Origin of the sequence: Tabrizicola sp. (assembly GCF_031377265.1) — a bacterium.
Classification (GTDB): domain Bacteria; phylum Pseudomonadota; class Alphaproteobacteria; order Rhodobacterales; family Rhodobacteraceae; genus JAUYQR01.
The window spans coordinates 1-4977 of sequence record NZ_JANMET010000338.1; the positions used below are offsets into that span (position 1 = coordinate 1).

General features: G+C 63.4%; 8 protein-coding genes. 3 read left to right on the plus strand and 5 right to left on the minus strand.

The window, feature by feature from the left end:
- The 5 genes from RMO18_RS18150 to fabI all read right to left on the minus strand — a co-directional run.
- The coding region (locus tag RMO18_RS18150; protein ID WP_309667825.1) for an aminotransferase class I/II-fold pyridoxal phosphate-dependent enzyme at window positions 1–595 on the minus strand (595 nt) is incomplete at its 3' end.
- A gap of 304 nt (window positions 596–899) precedes the next feature.
- Window positions 900–1397: a DUF2127 domain-containing protein gene (locus tag RMO18_RS18155; RefSeq protein ID WP_309667827.1), complete on the minus strand. Its 498-nt coding sequence runs from the start codon at window positions 1395–1397 to the stop codon at window positions 900–902.
- An 11-nt stretch (window positions 1398–1408) separates the two neighbouring features.
- Window positions 1409–1915, minus strand: coding sequence for a xanthine phosphoribosyltransferase (gene gpt / locus RMO18_RS18160; protein WP_309667828.1), 507 nt, complete (start codon window positions 1913–1915; stop codon window positions 1409–1411).
- 11 nt (window positions 1916–1926) lie between these two features.
- Window positions 1927–2538 carry a LysE family transporter gene (locus RMO18_RS18165; protein ID WP_309667830.1) on the minus strand — a complete coding sequence of 204 codons (612 nt, stop codon included), beginning with the start codon at window positions 2536–2538 and terminating at the stop codon, window positions 1927–1929.
- Window positions 2535–3365 (minus strand): enoyl-ACP reductase FabI, encoded by an 831-nt coding sequence (gene fabI / locus RMO18_RS18170; RefSeq protein WP_309667831.1) that lies wholly within the window; start codon window positions 3363–3365, stop codon window positions 2535–2537. Before fabI ends, RMO18_RS18165 begins: the two co-directional genes overlap by 4 nt.
- Before the next feature lie 102 nt (window positions 3366–3467).
- Here fabI and pdxH point away from each other — a divergent pair, with 102 nt between their 5' ends.
- The 3 genes from pdxH to RMO18_RS18185 form a co-directional block, all read left to right on the plus strand.
- Window positions 3468–4082 (plus strand): pyridoxamine 5'-phosphate oxidase, encoded by a 615-nt coding sequence (gene pdxH / locus RMO18_RS18175; RefSeq protein WP_309667833.1) that lies wholly within the window; start codon window positions 3468–3470, stop codon window positions 4080–4082.
- A gap of 114 nt (window positions 4083–4196) precedes the next feature.
- A complete protein-coding gene (locus RMO18_RS18180) occupies window positions 4197–4730 on the plus strand; it encodes a cold shock domain-containing protein (RefSeq protein ID WP_309667834.1) in 534 nt (177 codons plus the stop codon).
- The coding region (locus RMO18_RS18185; RefSeq protein ID WP_309667835.1) for a DUF192 domain-containing protein at window positions 4700–4977 on the plus strand (278 nt) is incomplete at its 3' end. The genes RMO18_RS18180 and RMO18_RS18185, both read left to right, overlap by 31 nt.

Consider the following 4977-nt stretch of genomic DNA (forward strand, 5'->3'; position numbering starts at 1 on the left):
CGTGGGCGCGGGCAAGGTCGCGGAAGGCGGTCAACGTTTCCGCCGGATATTCGACACCGCCGGGGTTGTTGGGGCTGACCAGCACGATGGCGCGGGTGCGGTCGGTGATCAATGCGGCGGCGGCATCAGCCGACGGGATCAGCGTCGGGCCGGTGTCGAGCGGAACAGCGGTGACGCTGGACATGTCCAGCCACATCTTGTGGTTGAAATACCACGGCGTCGGCAGGATCACCTGATCGCCCGGCCCCGCAAGGGTGGACATCACGGCGGTGAAGGCCTGATTGCAGCCTTGGGTGATGGCGACCTGTTCGGGCGCGATGGCGCCACCGTAAGCCGCCGACCACTGGCTGGCGATTTCATCGCGCAGGGCGGGCACGCCCAGGACCGGGCCGTAGAGATGCGCGTTGGGGTCGTTCAGGGCGGCGTCTGCCAGTGCCTGACGCAGGCCCAGCGGCGGGCTGTCGACCGGGGCGGCCTGACTGACGTTGATCAGCGGGCGGTCGGGTGGGAAGGTGGCCCCCTGCAGCCAGCGCCGCGCCTCCATCACCGGGGGCGGATCGGTGGCGGCCATCGCGGGGTTCAGGGGGTGGGTCATTTGGGGGCTCCGGCGTTTGCAGGGCAAGTCTGCATGCGGCGCGGGCAGGCGCAAGGGGTGTGAGAGCGGCCAAGGGCACCCTGCCCGAAAAGGCGGCTGTCCAGTGGACAGCCGACCGGGCAGTTGGCTGGAGCCGCACGGCGGAGGCCAAGGGGCGGAGGCCAAGGGGCGTGGTGCAGGGGCCGGCTCTGGTAAATCAGGCCGCGCCTGCGTGGGCTGGCGCGTCTATCGCGCCTGCCCCAGGGCAGGCAGGCGCGGCCTGATTTGATTGAAATCAAATCCGGCAAACACCGGAAAATGCCACTTACGCCTGCGAAAGCCTCAGGGCCTTGCCGCGTAACGCCCGCCATTCCTGCCAGACAAGCCCGATCATCACCAGATCAAACAGCGCAAGCAGCAGCAGGAAGGGCGAGCCTGCATGGAAAGACTCGTAGGTCTGATAGGCGACGAAGCCCGCAAGAACGGCCATCGAGGCGGGATAGGCCCAGATCACCTTGCGCCAGAGCAGAAACACCATGGTCAGCTTCAGCCCGCCATGCGCCAAAAGGTAAAGCGCGTAGAAATGCTGGGTGCCGATGGGGAATTGTTCCACCGCGCGGATGGTCCAGCTGGCCATCGTGTCGGTCGGGTCTTCGGCGATCTCGAAATGGGTTAGCCAGAAGACGAAGCGCGCAATCAGCGGGTTGGGCGTGAGCAACAGGCCCAGACCGGCCAGCGCTTCGGCCCCGGTCAAGACGCCCTTGATGGCAAGACTGGCCTCGAACAGCCAGTGCAGCAACCGGTCACGGCTTTGGCGAAGCATCAATGCGGTCCTCAGTCAGTTCCGCGCATGGGTTGGACATATTGCAGCGCCATGTCCCACGGGAAGAAGATCCAGGTGTCCTGGCTGACCTCGGTGATATAGCTATCCACCATCGGTTTGCCAGAGGGCTTGGCGTAGACGGTGGCGAAATGCGCCTTGGGGTACAGCGCGCGGACCAGTTCCAGCGTCTTGCCGGTATCAACGAGATCATCGACGATCAGGATGCCGGTGCCGTCGCCCATCAGGTCCGCCTGCGGGGCCTTGATCACCTTGGCCATGTTTTGCGACTGGTGGCTGTAGCTTTTGACGCTGATCGTATCGACAACCCGGATATCAAGTTCGCGGCTGACGATCATCGCGGGAACGAGGCCGCCGCGGGTGATGCCGACCACGGCGCGCCAGGCGCCATCATCGGGGCCCTTGCCATCCAGCCGCCAGGCCAGCGCGCGCGCGTCGCGGTGGATTTGATCCCAGCTGACGTGAAAGCCTTTTTCGTGTGGCAGGCGGTCGGCGGACATGGGTCACTCCTTCAGGTGGCGGCGATTTTCAGGCCGAGGAGGCCGAGAAGACCGCCGAATGCGCGGTCAAGCACGGGTTTGGCCCCGGTATAGGCGCGGCGGGTGCGGTCAAACGAGAAGATGCGCGCGACGATGGTGTTCCAGCCGGTCTCAACCGTGAACAGGTAGCTGAGCAGCGCCACCAGCACCCAGGTTGGGGTGCCAGGGGGCACCGTGCCGATGAAGATGGCGCTGAGCAGGACGGCGGGTTTGGGGTTCGACAATTGGGTGAACAGGCCAAGGCGGAAGGCCGAGGCGGCGGACCGGGGCGGACTGCCGGTCATGTCGGGCAAGGGTTCTGCCGCGTGGCGCCACATGCCGATGGCCATCCAGACAAGATAGAGCCCGCCCGCGATCTTGAACGCCCAAAGGAGCGTTGGCGCGATCTGGAAGATCACCGCAAGGCCGCTGAGTGCCAGGACCGCCCAGAATACCGCCCCCGCGCCGATGCCAAGCGCGAGGTAAAACCCGGTGCGCAAGCCTTCGCTGACGCCGGTGCGGGCCGACATCAGGACCGCCGGGCCAGGACTGACCGCGCCCATGGTCAACAGGCCCGCGACGGCAAGAAAGGCGGCAAGGGTCACTGGCCGCCCTCTTTCTTGGAGGCGATGAGGTCGATGTCGGGCGCGTCGATCGCTTTCATGCCGATGGCGTGGTAGCCGGCATCGACATGCAGGTTCTCGCCCGTGGTGCCGGAGCCGAGGTCGGACAAGAGGTAGAGCGCCGCCTTGCCGACCTCTTCCTGCGTCACGTTGCGGCGCAGGGGCGAGTTCAGCTCGTTCCACTTCATGATGTAGCGGAAATCGCCGATGCCGGAGGCGGCGAGGGTCTTGATCGGGCCGGCGGAGATGGCGTTGCAGCGGATGCCGTCCTTGCCAAGGTCTTCGGCGATGTATTTGACCGACGCCTCGAGCGCGGCCATGCACAGGCCCATTACGTTGTAATGCGGCATGACCTTTTCCGCACCGTAGTAGGTGAGGGTAAGGAGCGAGCCGCCCGGCCCCATCATCGCGGCGGCGCGCTGGCAGACGGCGGTGAAGGAGTAGACGGAAATATCCATCGACATCAGGAAGTTCTGGCGCGAGGTGTCGACATAGCGGCCGCGCAGTTCGTTCTTGTCGGAGAAGCCGATCGCGTGGACCACGAAGTCAAGGCTGCCCCAGACCGATTTCAGATGCGCGAACAGGGCGTCCAGGCTGTCGCCGTTGGCCACGTCGCATTCGAACAGTTCGGTCATGCCGATCGATGCGGCGAGCGGTTCGACGCGCTTTTTCAGCGCCTCGCCCTGATAGGAAAAGGCGATCTCGGCCCCCTGTTCGGCGATGGCTTGCGCGATCCCCCAGGCGATGGATTTGTCATTCGCGAGGCCCATGATCAGCCCGCGCTTGCCCTGCATCAGTCCAGTTGACATTCCGTGCCCCTAGCCCACTTTACCTGCGTTGACATCGACGTGTAGGCGAAGCGGGCATTTGCTTCAAGGGCGGCACAGTGCTGGCTGCAAGGAGTTTCTGACATGGACAGCGATACCAACCGGGGCGGGATCTTCGCCGGGAGCGATCCTTTCGCGCTGGCGCGCGACTGGTTGGCCGAGGCGGAAAAGCAGGAACCGAATGATCCCAATGCGATTGCACTGGCCACGGTAGACGCTGACGGTATGCCAAATGCGCGGATGGTGCTGCTGAAGGACATCGAGGCGGACGGGTTTGTGTTCTACACCAACTACGGCTCAAAGAAGGGGCGGGAAATCGCGGCCAGCGGCAAGGCGGCCTTCGTGATGCATTGGAAAAGCCTGCGCCGCCAGATCCGGGTGCGGGGCATTACCGAACGCGAAGATGGGCCGCAGGCGGACGCCTATTTCGCCAGCCGGAGCCTGAAATCGCGGTTGGGGGCCTGGGCCTCGAAGCAGTCTGAGCCGCTGAGTTCGCGCGAAGCGCTGATCGCCGAAGTGGCAAAACTGTCGCTGATGCATGGCGTTTCGCCGAAGCGGCCCGAGTTTTGGGGCGGCATCAGGATTCGCCCTCTGGAGATAGAGTTCTGGGCTGACGGCAACTTCAGGTTGCATGACAGGTTTCGCTGGTCGCGCGAGTCTGCTGCTGCGACATGGCGGATCGAGAGATTGAACCCGTGAAACATTGTTTCATCCAATGTTATGTCCGGTTTGCCCCATTTTCCGCTTGATCCGGCTTTCTGAAATGCCGCAATTGATCGCCTTGGAGCTCATTCTGGGGAGAAGGCTCTTCCAATGACAGACGAAGACGCGGAAACGCACCTTTTGCATGGCTATGTTAAGTGGTTTGATCCAACCAAGGGATTTGGCTTTATCGTTTCGGATGAAACTCAGACTGATGTGCTGCTGCATGCCAATGTGCTGCGTAATTTTGGTCAGGGGTCGATTGCGGATGGCACCCGAATCTCGGTGCGGGTGCTGAACACCCAGCGCGGTGTGCAGGCAATCGAAGTGCTGAGCATCGAGCCGCCGGAGGGGGAAAGCTTCACCTTTGGTTCGGAAACCGGCCAGATGGCCCGCGACGAAGTGCTGGCGCTGAGCGCAGAGCCGGCCCGGGTGAAGTGGTTTGACAAGGTCAAAGGCTTCGGTTTTGCCAATGTGTTTGGAAAATCCGAAGATGTGTTCATTCATGTCGAGGTGTTGCGGCTGTCCGGCTTTGCCGATCTGATCACCGGCGAGGCAGTGGCGTTGCGCATCGTGGACGGTAAACGCGGCAGAATGGCAGTTCAGGTGGTTCCATGGGAAACGGTAGCGCGCGACAAGGCTTGATCGCCTTGGGGCTTTGGTCACTGGCGGCAGCGGCGCAGGCCGACGCCCCCTGTGCGGTAGGGCGGGTCGATCTGCGCTGGGATGGCGGGCGCGAAAGCTTTGCCGTCGAGGTGGCCGATGACGGGGCGGAGCGTTCGCTCGGCCTGATGAACCGCGAGAGCATGGATCTGTCGGCAGTGATGCTGTTTGTCTACGAGCAGCCACGCCGGGCGCAGTTCTGGATGAAGAACACCTTGATTCCGCTGGA